Origin of the sequence: Clostridium sp. 1001271B_151109_B4, from assembly GCF_015670405.1 — a bacterium.
In the GTDB taxonomy this organism is placed as follows: Bacteria; Bacillota; Clostridia; order Clostridiales; family Clostridiaceae; genus Clostridium.
Genome location: NZ_JADPBQ010000003.1, coordinates 75,447 through 96,673, shown reverse-complemented (window position 1 = coordinate 96,673; position 21,227 = coordinate 75,447). Strand labels below are relative to the sequence as shown.

Sequence of the window (21,227 nt, the reverse complement as noted above, 5' to 3'; positions counted from 1 at the left end):
AAGAATAATGGTGATATTGTGAGTATTTACATAAAAGATAATTTTAACCCACTGTTTTTAGAACAGAGGGTTTTTTGAATGCTCTTATTTAGCAGGTTCCCATTTGCAACGAACTGGTGAAACAATAGCTTCTTCTTTTTTTAATTCTTTAAATGCTTTATCTATATCTTTACGATCAAGTCCTGATAGTTTTTCAACTTCTCCAGCGCTAATAGGTTTTCCAGCTTCTTTCATAACATTTAAAATAGTTTCTTTAATATCCATAATATAGCCTCCTCAAAGATAATTATTATTAGTTAATATTATATATCCATTATTAACATAAATCAATAAATATAAGCAAGATTATATAATTTTTATAAAATGAATAGATGAGATTATAATGCTTAAATATTTAAAATATATATTTAACAAATAGATTTAGATTAAAGATAGTTTAAAATTTACTTAATATTATAGAGGTGAATAAAATGAATAGAAGAGCAATAATAGATATTGGATCTAATTCTGTAAGGTTAATAATTTATAATATAAATAAATATTCAAACTTTGAAGTAATTAATGAAGCAAAAGAAACTATTAGATTAGGAAGTTATTTGACAGAAAATAATTATTTAATTGATGATGGTATAGAGATAGCCATTAATGTATTAAAAAGATTTAAGATTATATGTGAAAGATATGAAGTTGTAGAGATTAATGTTGTTGCAACAGAAGCCGTTAGAAGGGCTATTAATAGAATTGATATATGTAATAGGATTGAAGCTGAATTAGGGTTAAATATAAATATATTATCAGGAAAAGAGGAAGCAAGATATGGATATTTAGCAGTTAAAAATTCAATGAGAGAAAAAGATGCTATCTTATTGGATTTAGGTGGTTCAAGTATGGAGATTACTCTTATGGAAAATGGAGAACTTAAAGAAACTATAAGTTTACCATTAGGGTCTATTCCACTTACTAAGATGTTTAACAATATTCAATGTGATTATGAAAATATTGAACTAGAAAAATTTATTAATAATAAGTTAGATGAAATATCTTGGTTAACAAAAAATAATAAGATGAATGTAATTGGAATTGGTGGTATTGCTAAGCATATAGGGAGAGTGGCTAAGGAAGATAAAAACTATCCTAAAGAATTACTTCATGATTATAGTATGACAAGAGAAGAAGTATTCAAAATATATAGTGATTTTTTAAATTTATCTATAGATGAAAGAGATAATTTTAGAGGTTTATCTAAGAAGAGAGCGGAAATATTTGCAGCACCGCTTGGGGCTATTTTAGTAATACTTAGATATTTTAATTCAGAGAAATTTATTATAAGTGCATTAGGTCTTAGGGAAGGCATAATTTATGAAAAAATTATAAAGCAAAAATAAGGTGATATTTAAAAATATATCTTACTAATTTATTCATTAAAATAGTAAGATTAATTTTAAATTTAATGTATTAGTTTCATTTTGTGATATATGCAAAAAGTTACAGATAAATAATTAAAGGATAAAATTCAGTTATGAATGATGTTGATATTATGAATATATTAGTGACTATAAAGATTAGATACTAATGTAAGATTGATATAAATAGAAAGAAATTATTATTTAAAAGTGAACTAAAAGGAGTAACAGATTATTAATGTTGCTCCTTTTTTGTGCATGGAAAATATTTTTAAAAATGTTAAGTAGTTGATATAAATTTTTGAAAGGAATAGAATGGAAGTTATTAAAGAGGAAGGAGGGTAAAATTTAAAGAAAAATAATGGAGGATGTGACATATGAAAAATGCTTTATTAGTATTTAAAAGAGATATAAAGAGTATTATTAGAAATCCAGTAGCAATAATTATTATTTTAGGAATTTGTATTATTCCATCATTATATGCATGGGTAAATATTAAGGCTTGTTGGAATACCTATGAGAATACAAGCACTATTCCTATTGCAATTGTTAATAATGATAAAGGTGCAACACTAAATGATAAGGGAATAAATGTAGGCGAAGATGTAGTAAATGAATTAAAAGCTAATAAAGAAATAGGATGGGAATTTGTTAGTGAAAAAGAGGCGGATTTAGGATTAGTAGATGGAACATATTATGCAATGATTGAAATACCTGAAGATTTTTCAAAGGATTTAACTAGCATTGTTTCAGGTGAAATTGTAAAGCCAGAAATAATATATAAAGTACAAACAAAATCCAATCCTGTAGCAGTTAAGATAGCAGGTGCGGCTAAAACTAATTTAATAGATGAAGTTACTTCAGAGTTTATAGAAACAGTAAATCAAACGATTTTTTCAACTGCTAATGAAATTGGTAAAAAAGTAGATGAAAATAAGGATAAAATTATTAAATTGAAGGATTCAATAATTCTTTTAGATGAGAATATAGATTTAGTATTAAGCGCTTTAGAAGGGGCAAATAGCACTTCAATTAATGTTAGTGACTTTTTGACGCAAATTGAAGATACTATTCCTACATTAATTAATGGATTAGAAGAGGCTATTAATATAAATGATGAGACAGAGATTTCAGCTGAAAACTCAAAAAATATATTAAATAGCAGTATTGATAATATAGGTCTTACCTTAGAAACCATAGAAGATGCAAATGAAAGAATGCAAACTCACTTAGAAGCTTTACAGAATGTTTCGGGAAATAAATCCTTAAGTGAAATTAAATCAACATTAAATGATATAAATAAAACAATAAAAAGTTTAGATGAATCAATAAGTTCAACAATAAATTTTTTAGAAAATATAAATAGTAAGGTTCAAAATGAGGAAATATCAAATTTAATAGTATCTTTGAAAAATGTACAAAGTAAATTAGAAAATGAACAAGATGAAATTAAAAGTTTACAGCAGGATATGACTTCAGCAGAACAGGATTTATCAGTAATATTAAATACTCCAATCAATAGTTTAATAGATATAAATAACAATATTATAGATGTAGTAGAAGAATATAATTCAAAGGTTAAACCACAATTAAATACAATAGTTGATAGTTTAATTACATCAATTGATGATGCAAATTATGTAATAAAGCAGTCAGGAGGAATTGTAAATGAAATAGATAATTTTCTTAATACAGCTACAGATGGAAGTGCACTAGCTGCAGAAATGAGCCAAAAGTTATACGAAAGTTTGCAGCAGTTTAAGGAGCCAATACAAGTATTAAGTGAAAAGCTAAAGCTTGTTGAAAATAATGATTTAGTTAGTATAGTTTCAATACTACAAAGTAATCCAAGCTTTATGGGAGATTTTATTGCAGAACCTTTTGATATAAAAGATGAGCCTATATATGAAATTCCAAACTATGGATCATCAATGGCTCCTGTTTATACAGTATTATCATTATGGGTAGGCGGATTAATGTTAACTGCTATTTTAAAAACAGAAGTCCACGATTTTGAAGGAAGTGAAAATATTACTTTAAGGCAAAAATACTTTGGAAAGATGATTACTTTCGTTGTTTTTGCACTTATTCAAGGATTAATTGTTTCAGTTGGTAATAAGGTTATATTGAAGGTGTATACAGTAAATACTCCTCTAATGATATTAGTTGCCTTAGCTAGCTCTTTTACATTTTCAATTATTATTTATACACTAGTAGCTACATTTGGAAATGTTGGGAAAGCATTATCAATAATATTTATGATAGTACAATTAGCTGGAAGTGGAGGAACTTATCCTATTCAAGTTGATCCATTAATATTTAGAGTACTTCAGCCATTTTTTCCATTTACCTATAGCTTAGGTGGATTTAGAGAAGCTATTGCTGGTCCACTAGCGTCAAGTGTAATAGTTGACTTTTTAGTTTTAGGGGTAATAGCTATATTGTTTATAGTTTTTGGATTCTATTTTAAAGAACCATTACACCCCATTGTTAGTAAATTTGAAAGAAAGTTTAAAGAGTCTGGAATAGCAGAAGCTGAAGGGTAGGTGAAGTATATGAAGAAGATATTTAAGGTTTTTCAAGGAGATATAAAAAAGTTAATAAAAAGTCCTGTAGCTATTATTATAGTAACTGGACTTTGTATACTTCCATCTTTATATGCATGGATTAATATTAAGGCATGTTGGGATCCGTATTCTAATACTGGGAATTTACCTATAGTTGTAGTAAATAATGATGAGGGTACGGATTTGAATGGTGAATATATTAATGTTGGAGATGAAGTAGTTAATAACTTAAAGGAAAATAAGTCAATTGGATGGGTATTTAAAGATGGATGGCAAGCTAATGATGGATTAAATAAAGGGGAATATTATGCATTAATTGAAATACCAAATAATTTTACAGAAGGATTAATTAGTATTACTACGACAGCACCGAGAAAACCACAAATTATATATAAGGCTAATGAAAAGGCAAATGCTATAGCAACTAAAATAGCAGATGTTGCAAAAGATAGTGTAGTAAGAGAAATAAAAACAAATTTTGTAGATACGGTTAATGAAACATCAATAAAAGTAATAAATGAATTAGCAGATAAACTACAGATAAACAAACCACAAATATTAAGTTTAAAAGAAACTATGGTTTCAGCTACAGAAGATTTGGACAAGGTTTCTGAATATATAACTAATACAGCTGAACAATCAAAAGAGTTTCAAGATTACTTAAAGAAAATGCAAAGTGATTTGCCAAAAATAACAGATGGAATTAATAATCTCCAAAATATTGTTGAAGTTAGCAAAAATGTAACACAATATACAAACAATATAGTAAATTTAACATCTAGTAATATTGATAGTGACATAATAAAGATACAAGCTGCTAATAATGATATTAAAAACTTAATAAATACTATTAAGCAAGATATTAAAAATGATAATAAAGAAAATATTTTAGAATCTTTAAATAAAATAAGTGATTTAAATAATAAGGCTATAGCTTTTTTAGATGAAGATATTAAAATATTACAAACAATTTATGATTATGCAGGTAGTGATATAATTTTACAGCAAATAAATTTATTAAGTAGTATAAGAGATACATTTGAAAATAGAGAACAGCTTATAGAAAGCTTAGCTTCTGCTATTGAAAATAATGAAGCTACTGAAAATATTAATGAATTGTTAGATAGTTTATCAAGTGCTGTAGATGATATGTCTAGTTATTTAAGTGAAGCTTCTAATTTTTATTATTCATCAGTAGTAAATGTATTTGATAATCTTACTAATGGTTCAGCTTTAAAATTAGATACAATTGAGAATATATTAGAAAGTACAAAAATAATAGTTCCAGAGCTTAAAGCATTATCTAATTTTATGATTAGCACTAATAGTTTATCTGTTAATCAAATTAATGAATTAAATGATAAGGTTATTTCATTAAATGATAAATTAAATGATTTAAACGAAGAAACTAAGGAGTTTACTAGTGATACTATAGATGAAATGGTTACATTTATGCTTAAAAATCCAGATGAGATTGCTTCATTTATTTCTTCACCAATAGAGTTAAAAGAGGAGGAAGTTTATGATAGTGGGATATTTGGTGTTGGACTTACTCCATTTTACTCTGTATTAGCTATTTGGATTGGTGCATTATTAGCTTGTTGTCTTTTATCTGTAGAGTGCGAGGAAAAATTTAAAATACAACTTAAATTAAATACTTTCCAAGAGCATTTTGGAAAATTATTGTTGTTTTTAGCAATTTCATTAATACAATCATTTATTATAGTTTTAGGAGATATTTATATATTAGGTGTAAATCCAGAAAGTATGAAAGTATTGTTTATATTTACTATACTAGCTTCAATCACATTTACAGTTATTATATTTACTTTAGTTTCATTGCTTGGAAATGTGGGAAAAGCTATAGTTGTAATAATGATGGTATTTCAAATAGCTGGTGCAGGAGGAATATATCCTATACAAACTAATCCGGAAATTTTCGGTATATTAGAACCTCTATGGCCATTTACTTATGCTATAAATGGATTTAGAGAAGGAATTTCTGGGGCATTAGAATCGCATGTGAAATCATATGTACTTGCATTAATAGGATTTATTGGAGTGTTTTTAGCATTATCAATAGTTAAAAGGCCATTCCATAAATTATCAAGTATGATGGATCATAAATTTAGAGAAAGTGGAATGTAAGTGAAAAAATACTATTGCCAAAGATAAATTTATCAGGCAATAGTATTTTTTATAATTTCAATTATATCTAATAAAACAAAATCAATTCTTTTATTAACATTAATAATAAAATCTGCTTTGTTTTTATAAGACATGATATGTAAATTAGTAGTTCTTGTTATCATTGATGCTGGATCATCATTTCTAAAATTCATTCTTTTTTCCATAATATCTACAGGGATATCTAGGTAAATAGTCACTGCCTGAGCTTTTAAAAGTTCTTTCATTTTTATGGCACCCTTATCATCTAAAACAATAATTGAATTTCCTATATTTAATGAATTTTTTATGGATTCTAAGCAAGTTCCATAGTAATTTCCGAAGTTTTCGACATATTCTAAAAAGTCACCATTACTAATCTTTCTTTTAAACTCATCTTTATTATAAAAATAATAGTCAACACCATGATTTTCATTTTTTCTTGGAGGTCTTGAAGTAGAAGTAATAATTTTATTAAAAGGGGACTTTTCTAAGATGTTAATTGCTATATTTAAATTTTCTAACATTAATGATTTATCTAAATCATTAACTAAATTAATTAGATTTTGCAAGATATTAATATCTTTATAAACTAAAAAGTTAGAAATTAGGGTCTTTCCTGCTGCTGATGGACCAACTAATATAAATAATTTATTCATAAAACACACCTTTCTAATAATTTTTATAGTATCTATTTTGTACATTATAGCATGTTTTAAATATATATTGGAGATTAAAGTATATGTAATGATTAGAATAAGAGAAATTATAATTTAATATTATAATATATATAAGGCATGATGATGGACCTAATTCTGAATTAACAAAAGGTATAGAAGGTTTTGAAGTATATGCTGAATTCAAACCGATGAATGATGAAAAAATATTTGATAAAGAAGTTAATAGTGCTTTTAGAGGAACAGGTCTCTTAGAATATTTAAATAGTAATAATGAAAAGGATGTTATTATTACAGGATTACAAAGTGATTATTGTATTGATGCAACTATAAAATGTGGTTTTGAACATGGATTTAATATTATTGTACCTGCATATGCAAATACAACAGTCGATAATAAATTTATGTCAGCAGAAGAAAGTTATAAATATTACAATGAATTTATGTGGAATGGTAGATATGCTGAATGTATTTCAGTAGATGATACTATTAAAAGAATGACAAAATAGAATAAAGTTAGGAGGGTATATGTATGGAATTATGGGATGGATATAATGAAAATGAAGAAAAAATAGGTGTTGATATAGTCAGAGGAGAGAAAATAAGTAAAGGGATTTTGCATGCTGTAGTTGATGTTATTGTATATCATGAGGATGGAACTTTTTTATTAATGCAAAGAGATTGGAATAAACCTAATAAACCAGGGCTTTGGGAAGCTGGAGCTAGTGGAAGTGTAATCAAAGATGAAGAGTTTTTAGATGCAGCAAAAAGAGAATTATTTGAAGAAACAGGAATAAAAGCTAATAATTTAGAACTTATTTATACAGTAAAAAAGGTAGAGAAGAATACATTTTATAAGATGTATATATGTAAGTGTAATATAAAGAAAGATTCAATTGTATTACAAGATCGGGAAACTATTGATTATAAGTGGGTTACAAAAAATGAATTAATTAATTTAATTCATTCTCATAATTTTGTTAGTCCAGATAAAAATAAACTTCTTCAGTTTATTGAAGTACTATAATAATATGAAGAGCTGAATATCACTCTTAGGTATTGTATTGTTAATAAGAGAGTCGGATTTCATGAAGTTGATAAATCTAGATGAATTATTGGAACATGATTAGGGATTTCTATAGTAAATATTTGATATACATGGAGAATGAATTGTTGTATAAAGTAAATTAGGAGAGAACATTAGGTTTATTATAAAAATATAAGTCAGTAGATGGCAGTGATAATTATGATTTACCTTCACTAAATAAAAAATAATAATTTTATTTATTATAAAAATAAAAGGGAAAGATAATAACGAATGATTTTTATAATATTTAGGAGGTTTAGTAATGAGTACAAAACATAAAAATACTAAAAAGAAAATGGCATCTTTGGGATTAAAAAAGGATAGTAATGGAGACTATGTCTACATTGATCCTAATGATACTACTTCAGAGTTTGTACCGGTAAGAAACAAAAATAAAGAGGGTAATAAATAATATAAGAGCTTTTAGAAAGTTTCAAGAAGCAGTCTTTATATTTGCTCAAAAATCCACGGCAGAAATGTCGTGTTTTTTGATATAATAGAATAATAAATTAAATATTGAGATATGAGGAGAGGTAGATAAATTTGTATAAAATACAAATTTAGGTATAGTACTGGTATACATAGGGATTAATAATTATTATGAAAAACTCGACAATACATTTTAATATTGTCGAGTTTTTATTTATAGATTGAATTTATAGTAATTTAACAAGTTTTTCTAATTGTTCAGATAATTCTTTTGCAAGAATAAAATTATTATCTCTTAAAGCTAATTCAATATTTGTTTCAACTGATTTTTTCTTTTGTTCAATTTTTAAATAGTCTTTATTAAAATGATTAGCATAAATTATATCTTTAAAATGATTTATGTTAATCTTTCTAATTTTCTTATCTTTAATAAGTAAAACATAATCCATACAATTTGCAATAGTATAGTAGTCATGGGATACCATTAAAATGGCACCTTTATAGTTTTTAATAGCTTTTTCTAATGCTATTTGAGAATATGTATCTAAATGACTTGTAGGTTCATCAAGAAGAAGAAGGTCTGCTCCAACTTCAGAAATTTTAGCTAACTGAATTAAATTCTTTTCCCCGCCAGATAAAGTTTCTATTTTTTGATTAAGTATTTCCTCATCAAAGTTATAACCTGCAAGATATTCTTTAATATCATCATAAGTTTTAAAACCAAGATCAAAGAATTCTTCAGTGATAGTATTAGAATAATTTAATGTTTGACCTTGAAGTTGAGATAAATAACCTATCTTAGTATTTTCATCTATTTCAATAGAAGGATTATTATTTTTAAATATTTCTTGGAAAAGGGTACTCTTACCTGTACCATTAGAACCAACAAGAGCTACCTTATTAGTAGATTTAATTTCAAAGTTAACATTTTCTAAAAGTACCTCATCAAAAACAAGATTATAATCAGTAACTTTTAAAGCAGTTTTTTCTTCTACTTCATTAGCAGTAACAAAAATAATATTAGGTTGTTTAATTTCTACAAATGGAGCTTTGATTCTACGTTTTTCTAATCTTTCTTGGAATTTAACCCTAGCTCTTAAAGCTTTTCCTCTAAATTGTTCTTTATTCTCAGTTGCTAGCTCTCTTAATCTATCTATTATTTCATCATTTCTTTCAATTTCTTCAGTATCAGCAGCAGCTAATTCTTGAAGCTCAATTTTAGTTTGAAGTAATGAGAAATTATATTCAACATATCCACCATCAAATTCTTGAAGCTCCATGTTTTCAAGGTGAATAATTTTGTTGAAGCAATGATTTAATAAATATCTATTATGAGTAATAATTAAAGTTGTTCCCTTGTGAGAATTAATTAGATTTTTAAGAGCATTAAGATTTGTAAAATCTAAAAATACATCAGGTTCATCCATAATAAGTAAATCCGGGTTAGTTAACATTGATTTAATTACTTGAATAAGCTTGAACTCTCCACCACTAAGTTCAGAGATATTTAAGTCTTTATACTTAATTAATTCTATAAGGTTTAGTTTTTTATCAATCATATTTTCGAAATCATCACCATTAATTGCTTCGAATGAATCTAATGCTTCTTGATATTTTTCTAGTAAAGTTTCAATATCAGAAGATGTTTCCATTTCGGTACATATAGCTGTAATTTCATTTTGTAATTTAATAAAATCTTCTGCTAAATATTCAAAAACTGTAATTTCTTTTGTTTTATCTACTTCTTGGAATTGACGTACATAACCAATTCTACAGTTTGGTTCTATTTCTAATTTACCATCAAACATATATTTTTCAGGGTCCATAATTATATCTATAAGTGTACTTTTTCCACTACCATTTGTTCCTATAAAGGCACAATGCTGACCTTCTTCTAAGGTGAAGGAAATGTTGTTATATAGATTCTTTTGTGGGAATGAGTAAGATAAATTTTCAACTTTTATCATAAGATTACCTCTCTTTATCGCTAAAAAAGAGCCTATAAAATAAGCTCTTTAATATATTATTTTATTAATTAAAATCTTAGCTTTAATATATATTTATTTACTTTAATAATTGATAGCTTAACATTTTTTTTTAGTAAGTTCAATAATTTCATATAGTTATGATAATTAATAAATAGGTTTAAATTTTTTGTAAATATTTAAAAACGATAAAAAGATATTACAAAATTATGAAATAAGATGTGTTATCATAATAATAAGAGAATTGTAAAAATATTTAATAGAAAATTCATAATTGAATAAAGGATGGAAGTAAGAAATTACTTGCTTCCACCAAATAAAATCGTACAAATTATCTGTACGATTTTACCATTTATAGATATAAATTCATAGTTAAATAGATATGAGGCATAATCAAAAAATACTACCGACAAGATAATTTAAAAATTGACAAAGTAGATACTATGTGGTAATATAAACAAAAAAATCCCTTTAAATTGATTCGAGAAATCAGTAAGGAAGTTATGATATACTTGTAAAATAACTTTATATTGAGAGAAATGTACTTAGTATTAAGCAGTGTGCTTAATCATTGGATAGTACATTATATAAGAAAAAGTTATTTATATTGAGATTATATTAGTCTTCCTATTTGGAAGACTTTTTTTGATGTCATTCAATAAAAGTATATTAAGCCTTATATAGTTATTTGAATTAGGGAGTGACTAGCAAGGAGAGGCGAAGGATGAATAAAAAAATTAACAGTAGTAATAAACTAGCAATTAAAATGGCAGTAGCTCTTATTTTAGGATTAGCAGCTGGAATAGGATTTATAGTTCTTAGAGAAAGCTTGATAGCAAATGGTAATGATCATATATGGACAAGTATTAATAATATTTTATTCCAAGATATATCACAAGAAGGAGCAACAAGTGCCCTTGGGATATTTTATATAGTAGGTCAGTTATTTGTAAATTCACTTCAATTAGTAATAGTACCAATGGTGTTTACATCAATAGCATTAGCTATGTGTAAGATAAGTGATACTAAAAAGCTTGGGCGTATTTCATATAAGACTATATTAGGATTTTTATCGACTTCAGTATTTGCATTAGTATTAGCAGGAGCAATAGGATTTATAATAAAGAATTTAGGATTATTTACAGCAAATGTTGAAAATGTAACAGCACAAGCAGGTGTTGTAAGCTCAACAAATCCATTACTAGTAATAGTTCAAGCAATACCAAATAACATTTTATCAGCATTTTCAAGTAATAGCAGTATATTAGCAGTAGTTTTTATTGCTGTAGTATTAGGGCTTTGTATCAATAGCTTAGGCGATAAAGTAAAAGTATTAAATTATTTATTAGAAGAAGTAAACTCAATCATAACAGTATTTTTAAGCTTTATAATAACTAAGTTTGGACCAGTAGCAATATTTGTGCTTATAACAAGAACATTTGCAATATATGGTGTAGATAACTTAAAGCCTGCACTTGTATATGTTGTTACAACGCTAATGGCATTACTATTATTCTTAGTATTTGGATATGCAATATTTATAGCAATTGGAGCTAGACTTAACCCAATTAAGTTTGTGAAGAAAATAGGTAAAGTAGCATTATTTGGATTCTCTACTTCATCATCTGCAGCAACATTACCTTTAAACACTAAAACTACAGTTGAAGAGTTAGGTGTTAGCGAAGATATAGCATCATTTATACTACCTCTTGGAATGACTATAAATATGAATGGAACAGCGATAATGCAGGTTATAGCTGCAATATTTATAGCAACAAGTGCAGGATATGATGTAACAATAGGCAATATAGTAGTTATTTCATTACTTGCATTAATAGCATCAGTTGGTACACCGGCGGCACCAGGTGCAGGAGCAATAATACTTTTCACAGTCTTAACTGGAATGGGATATAATAATGATGCGGCAATTCTTGCTTACTCATTAATTCTTGCAATAAACAGACCAATAGAAATGTTAGTAACTTCTTTAAATGTAGTTGGAGATGCTGCAACAAGTGTAGTAGTTGCAAAATCTGAAGGAATGCTTGATGAAGAAGTATATAATAGTGAAGAGATTTTAGTAAATGAAATAAATTAAGATAATAAAGAAATACCTCTAAGTATAATCATTAATTGATTAACCTTAGAGGTTTTTTTATTTGCATATTATGGTACTTCATAATATTTTATTTAAAAATAGTGCAAAAATATAATAACATATTAAATTAAGGATAGGTATCATAGGTGAAGATATGAAAAGTATTATTAATGAACAATTAATTTATGAAATACTTTCTGTTGTGGAAGAAATACCAGAAGGAAAAGTAGCTACATATGGACAAATTGCAAGACTTATTGGCAGAGATAAAAATGCACGGCTTGTGGGGAAGGTTCTTAGCCGTGCAGAATTTTATGGGAAATATCCATGCCATCGTGTGGTAAATTATGCTGGTAGGTTGGCACCAGGATGGAAGGAACAACGATTTTTGTTATTAGAAGAGGGAATATCTTTTAAAGATGAGAATCATGTTGATATTAAGAAAAATCAGTGGGATTGTTAGTAGTGAGGTGCAAGAGCAGATTTAAGGATAAAATCTTTGAATCTGCTTTTTTTATTAAAAAAATTAATAGAATTTTGTATTTGTTTTCTAGAATAATATTATTAGGCTAGGGAAATATTATCTTATTAATAAATAAGATAAGGAGATAATTATAGTGTTACAAAAAATAGAGGAAATAAATTTGTCAAAATTAATGAAGGATATAAAAAATATGATTTCAGAAGATAAGTTGGAATTAAAGAATGAGGATTATGAAATTAGAATAAGTAAAAGTGATAATGTTACTGATTTAGGACCATTGATCAAATTATTAAATCTTATGGTAAAAGAAGAGTATTTAGTAACAGAGTTATATTTTGAAAATGATACTGATTTTGAAAAGTGTTTTAATATTAAATATGAAGATAGATTAAGTGAGATATTTCATAGTATAAGAATAGAGGAAATTAGGTGTGAAGATGAAGATAGTTATAATGGAACATTTATTTATCATGAAGCTTATGGAGGAAAATTAAAATTTGAGCTAGCATGCATTAAGTATTTAAGTAAATTTCAAAGACAGATAATATGGGACTTAAATTAAATTATAAGTTTGGGTAGAATATATTTTGAGAATGCATAATGAAATAAGGAATAGGGGCAAGTAACGCCTCGCCTCCACCATGAAACCCACGAAAATCAATATAGATTTTCGTGGGTTATTTTAATGCAATAAATTCTTATTGATAATTATTTTTTTATTTTACAAAGTGAACTTAAGATTAATTAAAAGCATAGAAGATATTGAAGTTGCTTAAAATAATAATGTTTATTTTCTATTTGGCACAGATTGAATAATTATTGGCGCAAAATGATATTAAAAAATGTTTTGTAGTTTGTATAATGAAGTCATGAAGTGAAACTTAAATTTAGGGAGGAAATTATGATGAAAAATAAAACTGCATTAATTACAGGCGCATCAAGTGGGATTGGAAAGGAATTTGCAAAGTTACATGCATCAAGAGGTGGAGATTTAGTAGTTGTTGCAAGAAGTAAGGATAAACTAAATGAATTAAAAAGAGAACTTGAAAATAAATACAGAATAAAAGTAATGGTGATTGTAAAAGATTTATCGTTAAGAAACTCGGCACAGGAGATTTATGATGAGGTTAAAAATGCAAATATAAAAATAGATTATTTAATTAATAATGCTGGATTTGGTGGTAGAGGTGAGTTTCATATACGTTCTATTGAGCAAGATATTCAAATGATTGAAGTAAATGTTATTACTCTTACAATATTAACTAAGTTATTTTTACCTGACTTTGTTAAGCGTGGGGATGGTAGAATATTAAATGTTTCTTCTACGGCTGCAATTATGCCAGGTCCATTACAAGCAGTTTATTATGCTACAAAGGCATATGTTACTTCATTTAGTAATGCTGTATGGCAAGAAATTAAAGGTACTGGTGTAACTATTACTACATTAATGCCAGGTGCTATGGATACAGGTTTTGCTAAAGCATCAGATATGAGTAATACTCCATTATTTGCAAAGACTGTTAGTCCAGTTGATGTTGCAAAAGATGGGTATGAGGGTATGTTAAAAGGAGAATTAAATGTAATTTCAGGAGTGTCATTACTTCAAAGAGTGTTTTTAGCATTGGTTCCATTTACACCTAAAAAAATAATGATGAAACAAATATATGAAATGCAGAAGGAAAAATAGTAAAATAGAATGGAGTATCTTTTATGAATCGTTTTATTATTGATGGTAGGTATAGTTCACTTCTTTTATCAGTAGGATTGCCTTTACGTGAAATATTAATAAAATCAGGGTTGCCAGAGGATTTATTTAGTAGAAAGAATATAAGGTTAACACGAGATGAATACTTTCATTTTATGGAAAGTATTGGTGAAATGATTCCTGATGAAGGTAAACTAATAAAAATTGCAACTGCAGAAGGTATTGAAACTTTTTCTCCGCCTATTTTTGCCGCCTTTTGTAGCAAAAATGCTCAGACTTGTATAGAGCGTTTAGCACAGTATAAGAAGCTTATTGGGCCTATGATTTTTATTATAAGAAAAGAAGAAAAGAACTTTACAGTAGAATTAACAACAGAAGAAAAATATAATAAAATACCTTTATTTTTAGAAGTTTCAGAGTTTGTTTTTTTAATTAATTTAATTAGGATAGCAACTAAAGAGAATATAATTCCCTTGAAAATAACATTGCAGAATTCAATTAATGATAAAGAGTTAGAAAAATATTTTGGTTGTAAGATTCAGAAAGGGAATAAAAGTGCTTTGACTTTATCACTTAATGACTCGCTTAAACCATTTGTTAGTGAGAATGAAGTAATGTGGGATTATTTTGAGCCAGAGCTTAAGCGAAGATTGTCTGAGTTAGAGGTAGAAGATTCTTTTGGAACAAGAGTAAGGAGTTCATTAATAGAGTTATTGCCTATAGGATGTAGTAGTATTGAAGATGTAGCATTAAAACTTGGGATGAGTAAGCGTACACTTCAACGGAAATTGACAGAAGAAAAAACGACATTTCAAAAGCAATTAAATCATACACGTGAATTGTTAGCAAAGAACTATATAAAAAATACAGATATGGTAAGTGATGATATTGCCTTTTTATTAGGATATAAAGATTTAAATTCATTCTTAAGAGCATTTCAAATTTGGACTGGGATGACTATTACTGAATATAAAAAATCTTTGCAGAGAAAATTTTAATTTTCGCCACCGATAAATACTTTTTTAATGAATATAAATTAATAATATTTCCAGTACGTATTTAGCTTGATCATATACGAAGGCGTAAATTATATACCTTTCTTTCATTATAGGAGTTAATTGTATTTTCAGTGATAGATATAATTAATGATAATTGGTGAATTATAAGGGGCAAGCTTCGCTTCCACCTAGTATGATTAATAAGGCAAATAAGACAATAATTATTTAGGAGAAAACATATGAAGACAATAGAAGTAGTTGCAGCAATAATAAAAAAAGAAGATAAAATATTTATAACTAAAAGAAGCTATGGAGAATTTGCAGATATGTGGGAATTCCCCGGTGGAAAAATAGAATTAGGAGAAAGTAGAGAAGAGGCATTAATTCGAGAAATAAAAGAAGAGCTTGAATTAGATATAAATAATTTAGAATATATAACAACAGTAGAATACGATTATCCTAACTTTCACTTAACAATGCATTGCTTTATTTGTGAAATATGTGGTGGAGAGTTAATGTTAAATGCCCATAATGATGCCAAATGGGTTTCTTTAGAAGAGCTATCATCACAAAAATGGGTACCAGCAGATATAGAAATAGTTGAAAAGCTAGTAGCGGTTACTAAGTAACAGCTGCTAGCTTTTAATTTTGTACTAAATAAAGATTATGAACAAATAGAAGATTCACCTTTAGGCGTCACACCAAACAATCTCTTATATTCTCTATTAAATTGAGACAAGCTTTCGTATCCAACTTCATAAGCTGCTGACTTAGCTGTTATTTTATTATAAAGTAACAGTTCTCTTGCTTTATGAAGTTTAATTTTTTTTACATATTGAATAGGAGACAATCCTGTAATTTCTTTAAAGGTACTATGAAAACTAGATACACTCATGCTTGCCTGTTTTGCAAGAGTATTTACATCATATTTTTCTTTGTAATTTAAATAAATGTTATCAGCTATTTGAGAAACCTTATAATATGTATCATTATGATATGAAACAAAATTCAAAGCATAACCATGAGGGCTTTTTAATACAAAATATAAGATTTCTTTTATATATAATGGTGCTAGTACTTGTCTGTCTTGCTCATCTTTAATACAGCTAATAAGTCTGTTTAAGGAATCAATTAAATGATTATTTAAGCATTCAGTATAAATACCAGGTTTGCTTTCTTTATCATATTTAAATGAAATATTACAGTCAAAAAGAATTTCATTTATTATTTTTTGATCAGCATCAATACGAACTCCAAGAATTGGCTGATCATTTGTTGCATAAACCCTACATTCAACAGGAGTTGGCAGAGATAAAATCAAATAATTATTGCAATCATAAGTTAAGATTGAACCTTCATTTAAAACCTCTTTTTTACCTTGAAAAATAAAAATAAGTCCTTTTTCATAACATTGTTTCAGATGATCCTGTGATTTAGTAATTTTAAATATATCCACACCTTTTACAATATTTCTTATAGTACCTTCATTAGGTATTATTGTATCAATTATGTTACATATGTTTTCGACTTTCATGATAGTTCTCTCCTTTAGGTTATAGTAGTATTATATAATAAAAAGCCTTTAAAATAACGTAAAATTATATAAGCTTAGAGAAATAGGCAATAACTTAATAGCTTTGTGCATTGAACTAGGTAGTCATTTTTTTATAATTAAAAGTAGATGTTAAGTAGTTGAAGGGAGAATTAAAAATGAGTAAATATTATATTTTTGAATTAAGTGAAAATGTTGAAAGAAAGCATATAAGCTATAAAAATAGATATGGAATGAAAATTGCAGGTGATTTATATACTGCAAAGAACATTGATTTATCTAAAAAGTATCCTGCATTAATTGTTGGTGCTCCATATGGTGGAGTAAAGGAGCAAGGACCTGGCGTTTATGCTAACCAATTAGCACAAAGAGGATTTGTTGTATTAACATTTGATACATCATTTATGGGGGAATCTGGAGGGGAACCAAGACACGTTTCATCACCAGATATATTTACAGAAAATTTTAGTGCTGCAGTTGATTATTTAGGACTTCAAAGCATAGTAGATAGGGAAAAGATTGGTGTTATTGGTATTTGTGGTTCTGGTGGATTTGCTTTATCTGCAGCGCAAATGGATACAAGAATTAAGGCTGTTGCAACTGCTTCAATGTACGATATGACTGTTGCTGTACGTAGTATTATTACTAAAGATAATATTTCACCTATGGATAAAGATGCGATTTTGAAAACAAAAGAAAGATTATCTGAACAAAGATGGGTTGATGCAGAAAATGGTTACCCAGAATATATTCCATTTTTCCCAAAACAACCAATTGATGAAGTGCCTGCTGAATTAGGTGAACCAACAGCAGAATGGTTTAGATTTTATGCAACTAAAAGAGGACATCATCCAAATGCAAGAGGTGGATTTACAACTACTAGTGATTTAGCATTTTTAAATTATAGATTATTAGATTATATTGATGAAATTTCACCAAGACCTATATTATTTATCATGGGTGACAGAGCTCACTCTAAATTCTTTACTGAAAATGCTTATGCTTTAGCAAAAGAACCAAAAGAACTTTATGTGGTTAAAGATGCTGAACATATTGATTTGTATGATAGATTAGATAGAATTCCATTTGATAAATTAGAAGAATTCTTTAAAGTAAATTTAAAGTAGAACATAAATAAAAATTCTTAGAGAAATTATATAATCTCTTTATAGAGGAAATTCAAAATAATAAATAATGAATAGGGGGAGATTTGTATGAATAGACCTTATGTATTTTGCCATATGTTAACTTCAATAGATGGAAAGATTATGGGGAATTATATGGATACACCAGAATCAAATATAGCTGGAAAAGCATTTTATGATATAGCATTTGGGAAAGAGAGATATTATAAACATCAAGGATGGCTATCAGGTAGAATTACAACAGATGATAATTTTACATTTTATAAGAAGCCTGTGCTTGATGAAAATGCACCAATTGTTCCTGAAGGTGATTTTATAGCTGATTATTCAGAAAAGATTCATTATGTTTCAATTGATCCATCAGGAAAACTTGGATGGGAGAGAAATTATATAGTATATCAGGATACAAGAGCACATGTAATAGAAGTTCTTACTAAAAGAGTTGATAATTCATATAAAGCTTTTTTAAGAAAATTAGGGATTTCCTATATTATAGCAGGAGAAGAGAGCTTAAATTATGAACTTGTATTAAAAAAGCTAAAAGAAATATTTGGTATAGAAAATTTAATGCTAGGAGGCGGAGGAATATTAAATTGGTCCTTTTTACAAGCTGGGTTATGCGATGAAATTAGTGTTATAGTAGCAGCAACAGCAGATGGATCAATAAAAACTCCTACATTATTTATGACAGCAGAAGGAATTACTGAAGATAAACCCTTAGGATTTGCATTGAAAAGTGTGAAGGTGCTTGAAGGGGATGCTATTTGGATACAGTATAATGTTAAAAATTCAAAGAAGTAATTAATAAATAAGAGTTTGGTAGAAGTTTCTATCAGGCTCTTATTTATTTTAGTATAATATTGGTATAAGAGAGGGAAGATTATGAGAAGAAATAGAATTTTATATTTAATTTTAACGATAATTACAATAATACTAGGATTACTATCAAGAAAAGTGCAAGGGTTACCACAAATAATATCATCTTATTCAGGAGATATTTTGTGGGCTCTTATGGTATTTTTCTTACTTGCTTTTTTATTTAACAAAAAGAGTACAATATTTATTTTAATACTATCAATAATATTTTCCTATGGAATAGAAATAAGTCAGCTTTATCATGCACCTTGGATTGATTCAATAAGAGCTACAGCTTTAGGTGGGCTAATATTAGGCTTTGGATTCCTATGGAGTGATTTAATTTGTTATACAGTAGGAATTGTAATTGGAGCAATAATAGATAAGTTTATAAATAATTAATTATAGAGGAGAAGTTATATGAAATTAGGAGTTATTTCAGATACACATGGAGTATTAAGAGAAGAAGTAATTGAATATCTTCGAGAATGTGATTACATAATTCATGCCGGGGATGTAGGGAATAAAGATATAATAGATAAATTAGATAGCATAGCAAAAACCTTTGTTGTAAGGGGAAATAATGATAAGGATGAGTGGGGACTTACTCTTCCTGAATATAGAGAAATAGAAATGGATGAAATATTAATTTATCTTGTTCATGATAAAGCAGATATTCCAAAAGATTTAAAAGAAGTAGATTTAGTTATTTATGGTCATTCACATAAGTTTAGTAATGAAAAGATTGATAATATTATATATCTAAATCCTGGTTCATGTGGAAAAAAAAGATTTTCACTACCTTTATCTATGGCAATAGTTGAAGTTAATTTGGATGAGCTAAAAGTTAAAAAGATAGATATTTAAATTAAAATAAAAGATTAGCTTTAGTGGTGTTTTAAAATACTGCTGAGGCTAATCTTTTTACTGGTATATATTGATGAAAAAATATATATAAGCTAAATAATTTTTATTGTACAAATGATTTAGCTAATTTAATGATATTATAAAAACTATCATGATATTTAATTATATGATCAAACAATTCTTCATGACTAGATTCTTTATATCTATGAGATATTCTATTACGAATTAATCTGGATTTTTCTAAAAATAGATAAGTAGAATCATCAATGATATTATTTTCTTTTAGTATATTAAGGCTATCATGAAGAGATATTCCAATTTTATATTTTTTTATTTCTTTTAAAGTAATGGAACAGAAATCTTCTAAAATAGTATGAAAACTAACAAAGAGTTGCCTTAGGCTTGACTTTGATAATTTTTGAATTATTTTATCATCTTTTTTATTTTGTAAAAAAGATAAACATTCATCCATGTCTGAAATACATTCCTGCAAGTCTTCAATAATTTTTGATAATCTTTCTTGATTCATGAAAGCACATCCAATCTTCTAAAATATATAAAGTTTTTATTTTCATTATAAAGTTTATCTACTGAATTATAAAAAGCATTTAAAGTAATATTATTATCAACTGTATAAATTAATGATCCAGTATTTAATATGTTAATTTTAATAAATAAATCTAAGCTATCACTATTTAAATCAATAATATCAATCTCTCTATTAAGTAAACTTTGAAGAGTTAATTCTAAAGTAAGTATATTATCTAATGGTAATTTTATATCGCTAATAACAGCTAAATCTATATCAGAAACTTCAGAAAATTCATCTGTATTTATACTACCAAAAGAAATAAGACTTTTAATATTATAGGTAGTAAATAATTTTTTTATTTTATCGGAATGAAGTACTGTTAATATTTCTTCTTTGCTAAGAAGTTTAGACAAATATATCAACACCTTTCTAATACCATTTATATATTAATTATATCCACATTATAGGAAACTAGCAACTATAAAGGGAGAAAGCCTTGATAGTAGATAATTACTAATTTTATAATTAAGATTAGTAATTATTAGTTTTTATTTAATAAATCTTATAGATCTTTATTAAATAAAAATCTATAAGATTTTCCTAGAAATAGAAATGGATGAAATATTAATTTATCTTGTTCATGATAAAGCAGATATTCCAAAAGATTTAAAAGAAGT

General features: G+C 26.9%; 21 protein-coding genes and 1 pseudogene. 16 read left to right on the top strand and 6 right to left on the bottom strand.

All coding sequences use genetic code 11. The features are described 5' to 3' along the window. Positions 1–84: 84 nt before the first annotated feature. Positions 85–264, bottom strand: a complete 180-nt coding sequence (locus tag I4V63_RS03210; protein ID WP_195999858.1) for a transcriptional regulator — start codon at positions 262–264, stop codon at positions 85–87. Positions 265–470: 206 nt separating this feature from the next. Here I4V63_RS03210 and I4V63_RS03205 point away from each other — a divergent pair, with 206 nt between their 5' ends. From I4V63_RS03205 to I4V63_RS03195, 3 genes are all read left to right on the top strand, one after another. Next, a complete protein-coding gene (locus tag I4V63_RS03205; protein ID WP_195999857.1) occupies positions 471–1,385 on the top strand; it encodes a Ppx/GppA family phosphatase in 915 nt (304 codons plus the stop codon). A gap of 395 nt (positions 1,386–1,780) precedes the next feature. Continuing rightward, a complete protein-coding gene (locus I4V63_RS03200) occupies positions 1,781–3,949 on the top strand; it encodes a YhgE/Pip domain-containing protein (protein ID WP_195999856.1) in 2,169 nt (722 codons plus the stop codon). 9 nt (positions 3,950–3,958) lie between these two features. Next, positions 3,959–6,118, top strand: a complete 2,160-nt coding sequence (locus I4V63_RS03195; protein WP_195999855.1) for a YhgE/Pip domain-containing protein — start codon at positions 3,959–3,961, stop codon at positions 6,116–6,118. Positions 6,119–6,150: 32 nt separating this feature from the next. Here the strand turns inward: I4V63_RS03195 and I4V63_RS03190 are convergent, their stop codons facing one another. Next, on the bottom strand, positions 6,151–6,795 hold the full coding sequence (locus I4V63_RS03190; protein WP_195999854.1) for a hypothetical protein: 645 nt from the start codon (positions 6,793–6,795) through the stop codon (positions 6,151–6,153). A 116-nt stretch (positions 6,796–6,911) separates the two neighbouring features. Between I4V63_RS03190 and I4V63_RS03185 the strand changes: the two are divergent. The 3 genes and pseudogenes from I4V63_RS03185 to I4V63_RS03175 all read left to right on the top strand — a co-directional run. Next, positions 6,912–7,322 (top strand): annotated as a pseudogene (locus I4V63_RS03185) (isochorismatase family protein); the annotation flags it as partial. Between the two features lie 23 nt (positions 7,323–7,345). Next, a complete protein-coding gene (locus I4V63_RS03180) occupies positions 7,346–7,840 on the top strand; it encodes an NUDIX hydrolase (RefSeq protein ID WP_195999853.1) in 495 nt (164 codons plus the stop codon). A gap of 322 nt (positions 7,841–8,162) precedes the next feature. Then, the gene (locus tag I4V63_RS03175) at positions 8,163–8,312 is read left to right on the top strand and encodes a hypothetical protein (protein ID WP_195999852.1); all 150 of its coding nucleotides are present in this window, start codon (positions 8,163–8,165) and stop codon (positions 8,310–8,312) included. Between the two features lie 244 nt (positions 8,313–8,556). Here I4V63_RS03175 and I4V63_RS03170 read toward each other — a convergent pair whose 3' ends face one another. Then, complete coding sequence (locus I4V63_RS03170) at positions 8,557–10,296, bottom strand: ATP-binding cassette domain-containing protein (protein WP_195999851.1); 1,740 nt, start codon at positions 10,294–10,296, stop codon at positions 8,557–8,559. A 742-nt stretch (positions 10,297–11,038) separates the two neighbouring features. Here I4V63_RS03170 and I4V63_RS03165 point away from each other — a divergent pair. From I4V63_RS03165 to mutT, 6 genes are all read left to right on the top strand, one after another. Continuing rightward, complete coding sequence (locus I4V63_RS03165) at positions 11,039–12,412, top strand: dicarboxylate/amino acid:cation symporter (RefSeq protein WP_195999850.1); 1,374 nt, start codon at positions 11,039–11,041, stop codon at positions 12,410–12,412. A gap of 154 nt (positions 12,413–12,566) precedes the next feature. Further along, positions 12,567–12,875: an MGMT family protein gene (locus I4V63_RS03160; RefSeq protein WP_195999849.1), complete on the top strand. Its 309-nt coding sequence runs from the start codon at positions 12,567–12,569 to the stop codon at positions 12,873–12,875. A gap of 154 nt (positions 12,876–13,029) precedes the next feature. Further along, positions 13,030–13,458, top strand: coding sequence for a hypothetical protein (locus tag I4V63_RS03155; protein ID WP_195999848.1), 429 nt, complete (start codon positions 13,030–13,032; stop codon positions 13,456–13,458). A gap of 339 nt (positions 13,459–13,797) precedes the next feature. Beyond that, positions 13,798–14,583: an SDR family oxidoreductase gene (locus I4V63_RS03150; RefSeq protein WP_243280436.1), complete on the top strand. Its 786-nt coding sequence runs from the start codon at positions 13,798–13,800 to the stop codon at positions 14,581–14,583. Positions 14,584–14,606: 23 nt separating this feature from the next. Continuing rightward, entirely contained in the window at positions 14,607–15,599 is a 993-nt protein-coding gene (locus tag I4V63_RS03145) for an AraC family transcriptional regulator (RefSeq protein WP_195999847.1), read from the top strand. Between the two features lie 239 nt (positions 15,600–15,838). Then, complete coding sequence (mutT, locus tag I4V63_RS03140; RefSeq protein WP_195999846.1) at positions 15,839–16,228, top strand: 8-oxo-dGTP diphosphatase MutT; 390 nt, start codon at positions 15,839–15,841, stop codon at positions 16,226–16,228. 35 nt (positions 16,229–16,263) lie between these two features. On the opposite strand, the gene I4V63_RS03135 is transcribed toward mutT, so the two are convergent. Then, positions 16,264–17,133: an AraC family transcriptional regulator gene (locus I4V63_RS03135; protein WP_195999845.1), complete on the bottom strand. Its 870-nt coding sequence runs from the start codon at positions 17,131–17,133 to the stop codon at positions 16,264–16,266. 176 nt (positions 17,134–17,309) lie between these two features. Here I4V63_RS03135 and I4V63_RS03130 point away from each other — a divergent pair, with 176 nt between their 5' ends. The 4 genes from I4V63_RS03130 (at position 17,310) to I4V63_RS03115 (ending at position 20,018) form a co-directional block, all read left to right on the top strand. Next, positions 17,310–18,278 carry an alpha/beta hydrolase gene (locus I4V63_RS03130; protein ID WP_195999844.1) on the top strand — a complete coding sequence of 323 codons (969 nt, stop codon included), beginning with the start codon at positions 17,310–17,312 and terminating at the stop codon, positions 18,276–18,278. An 87-nt stretch (positions 18,279–18,365) separates the two neighbouring features. Then, positions 18,366–19,097 carry a RibD family protein gene (locus tag I4V63_RS03125; protein ID WP_195999843.1) on the top strand — a complete coding sequence of 244 codons (732 nt, stop codon included), beginning with the start codon at positions 18,366–18,368 and terminating at the stop codon, positions 19,095–19,097. An 81-nt stretch (positions 19,098–19,178) separates the two neighbouring features. Continuing rightward, positions 19,179–19,553, top strand: coding sequence for a DUF2809 domain-containing protein (locus I4V63_RS03120; RefSeq protein WP_195999842.1), 375 nt, complete (start codon positions 19,179–19,181; stop codon positions 19,551–19,553). 18 nt (positions 19,554–19,571) lie between these two features. After that, positions 19,572–20,018: a metallophosphoesterase family protein gene (locus tag I4V63_RS03115; protein WP_195999841.1), complete on the top strand. Its 447-nt coding sequence runs from the start codon at positions 19,572–19,574 to the stop codon at positions 20,016–20,018. A 103-nt stretch (positions 20,019–20,121) separates the two neighbouring features. On the opposite strand, the gene I4V63_RS03110 is transcribed toward I4V63_RS03115, so the two are convergent. Both I4V63_RS03110 and I4V63_RS03105 read right to left on the bottom strand, forming a co-directional pair. Beyond that, positions 20,122–20,547: a HepT-like ribonuclease domain-containing protein gene (locus I4V63_RS03110; RefSeq protein WP_195999840.1), complete on the bottom strand. Its 426-nt coding sequence runs from the start codon at positions 20,545–20,547 to the stop codon at positions 20,122–20,124. Further along, positions 20,544–20,963 carry a nucleotidyltransferase domain-containing protein gene (locus tag I4V63_RS03105; protein ID WP_195999839.1) on the bottom strand — a complete coding sequence of 140 codons (420 nt, stop codon included), beginning with the start codon at positions 20,961–20,963 and terminating at the stop codon, positions 20,544–20,546. Before I4V63_RS03105 ends, I4V63_RS03110 begins: the two co-directional genes overlap by 4 nt. Positions 20,964–21,227: the final 264 nt, after the last annotated feature.